The 2,705-nt window shown below is 64.0% G+C and carries 2 protein-coding genes; both read left to right on the top strand.

The annotated features are described in order from the left end of the window. Positions 1-183 precede the first annotated feature (183 nt). Positions 184-1,722 carry an IS21 family transposase gene (gene istA, locus Q7V20_RS16960; protein WP_304793813.1) on the top strand — a complete coding sequence of 513 codons (1,539 nt, stop codon included), beginning with the start codon at positions 184-186 and terminating at the stop codon, positions 1,720-1,722. 25 nt (positions 1,723-1,747) lie between these two features. Further along, positions 1,748-2,518, top strand: a complete 771-nt coding sequence (gene istB, locus Q7V20_RS16955) for an IS21-like element helper ATPase IstB (RefSeq protein WP_304793810.1) — start codon at positions 1,748-1,750, stop codon at positions 2,516-2,518. Positions 2,519-2,705: the final 187 nt, after the last annotated feature.

The following is a 2,705-nucleotide window of genomic DNA, read 5'->3' as shown; positions in this document are numbered from 1 at the left end:
CTGCGTATTTCAGCCCATCGTGGACGGCATTTCAGGCTGATCGTGGACGCTGTTTCAGCGTGATGGTGGACGGCATTTCAAATTGATCGTGGACGGCGTTTCAGCGCCATCGTGGACGATCGGGGTGCGCGCAAGTGATCTTTGACCCGGCCTCAAGCTCGCCGCTTTATGCGGTCCGAGCTGATGCCAACAAACAGAATCACGATGCGCCAGATCCGAGAAGCATTGCGCCTGCATCTGCAAGCCGATCTCAGTTACACCGAGGTTGGCCGTGCACTCAAGATTTCCAAGAGTGCTGTGGGCAAGTACGTGTCGCTGGCCCGCGTGGCTGGCGTCGATTGGGCGGTGGCCCAGATGCTCAGCGACGAGGCTCTTGAAGCCCGGCTGTACCGGCCAGCCCTGCCTCGCTCCAGCCACCAACTGGCCCCCGACTTCGCGCACGTCCACCAGGAACTCAAGCGCGCCGGTGTCACCCTGATGCTGCTGTGGGAGGAGTACGCCCGTGGCAACGAGCAGGCCTACAAGTACACCAGCTTTTGCGTCAAGTACCGGGCGTTCGCACAAGGCCTCAAGCGCTCGATGCGCCAGAACCATGTTGCAGGTGACAAGCTCTTCGTGGACTACGCCGGGCAGACCGTGCCCGTCATCAACCCGATCACCGGGGAGATCAGCGCCACGCAGATCTTCGTGGCTACGCTGGGCGCATCGAACTACACCTATGCCTGTGCCACACCACGCCAGACTACTGCAGACTGGATTGGCGCCCAGATCCGCGCTCTGGAATTCATCGGCGGCGTACCCCGCTTGATCGTGCCAGATCAGGCCCGTGCCCTGATCAAGAACCCCGACCGCTACGACCCTCAGCCCAACCGCACTTATGAGGAGTTTGCCGAGCACTATGGTTGCGCATTGCTGGCCGCGCGCCCGGCGCACCCGCGTGATAAACCCAAGGTCGAAGGTGCCGTGCTGCTGGTTGAGCGCTGGATCCTAGCGCGCCTGCGCAATCGCCAGTTCTTCAGCCTGGGCGAGCTCAATGACGCCATTGCCGCTTTGCTGGTCGACCTCAACTCACGCGCCTTCAAGAAGCTGCCCGGCTGTCGGCGCAGTGCCTTCGAGGAACTGGACGTCCCAGCACTGCGCCCCTTGCCCGCAACCCGATACACCGTCAGCCGCTGGAAGGGCGTCAAGGTCAACATCGACTACCACGTCGAATTCGAAGGCCACTACTACAGCGTGCCGCACCGACTGGTTGGCACCCGTCTTGAGGTTCGCGCCACCGACACCCTGGTGGAATGCTTTGCCGCCAACCAGCGCGTGGCCTGTCACCCCTTGAGCCACGGGCGCGGGGCCCACACCACGCTGGGCGAGCACATGCCGTCCTCGCACCGTGCGCACCTGGAGTGGACGCCCGCCAAGCTCATCGCCTGGGCGCAGGGCATTGGCGTGAGCACTGCGGCCGTGGTCACCTGGCAGCTTGAGCACCGCCCGCACCCCGAGCAAGGCTACCGAGCCTGTCTGGGTTTGATGCGATTGGCTCGCCAGTACACGCCTCAGCGCCTGGAAGGGGCCTGCACGCGGGCGCTGGCGATTCGCTCGCCCACCTACCGCAGCGTGGACAACATCCTCAAGAGTGGCCTGGACCGCCAGCCCACCAACGTGCCCACCACCACCAGCCCTTTGCCGGGCCACGAGAACGTGCGTGGCCCTGATTACTACCACTGACCCCAACCCGAAGGAAGATCGATTCATGTTGAACGAACACACACTTGACCAACTGCGCAGCCTGCGTCTGGACGGCATGGTGCGCGCCATCGAAGAGCAGGCCACCAGCACCGCCGCCACCGCGCTGGGCTTTGATGAACGCCTGAGCCTGCTGGTGCAGCGCGAGATCGCCTGGCGCGACGACCGGCGCGTGCAGCGCCTGCTCAAGGCCGCCAAGCTCAAGGTCAGCGCGGCCTGCATCGAGGACATCAACTGGCGAGCCAGCCGCTCGCTGGATCGGGCGCTCGTGGCCACGCTGGCGGAAGGCGACTGGCTGCGCCATGCCCGCAATCTGCTGATCACCGGCGCTACCGGCTGCGGCAAGACCTGGCTGGCCTGTGCGCTGGCGCACCAGGGGGCGCGCAGCGGCTTCTCGGTGCTGTACGTGCGCGCAGCGCGCCTGTTCGATGAGTTGCAAGTGGCGCACGGCGATGGCAGCTTCGCGAGGCGGCTGGCGCAACTGGCCAAACTCGATTTGCTGGTCATTGATGACTTTGCCATCTCGCCCATGGGCGCCGCCGAGCGCAACGACTTGCTGGAATTGCTGGACGACCGCATCGGCACACGCTCGACCTTGATCACCAGCCAGCTGCCGGTCAAGCAGTGGCACACCTACCTGGGCGACCCCACGCTGGCCGACGCCATCCTGGACCGCATCGTGCACAGCAGCCACAAGATCGAGCTCAAGGGCAAGTCATTGCGCGATCCCAAGGATGAAGCAGCGGGGGGCGCCTCCGGCGGCCTGGCAGGGGCCTGAGATTGAAGATGGATACTCAAAGAAACTGCCTGACGGCAACCCACACGACGGTCGTTTCAAACTGATCGTGGACGATTGAGATACATTTGGCTTCCCGCTTGCGCGCACCCTTTGCGCGTCCACGATGGCGCTGAAACGCCGTCCACGATCAGCCTGAAACAGGCGTCCACGATCGCTGAAATACGCA

It is taken from the genome of Aquabacterium sp. (assembly GCF_030652515.1).
Taxonomy (GTDB): Bacteria; Pseudomonadota; Gammaproteobacteria; order Burkholderiales; family Burkholderiaceae_C; genus Aquabacterium.
Note: the sequence above shows the minus strand (reverse complement) of the source record. Positions and strands in the feature narration are given on the sequence as shown.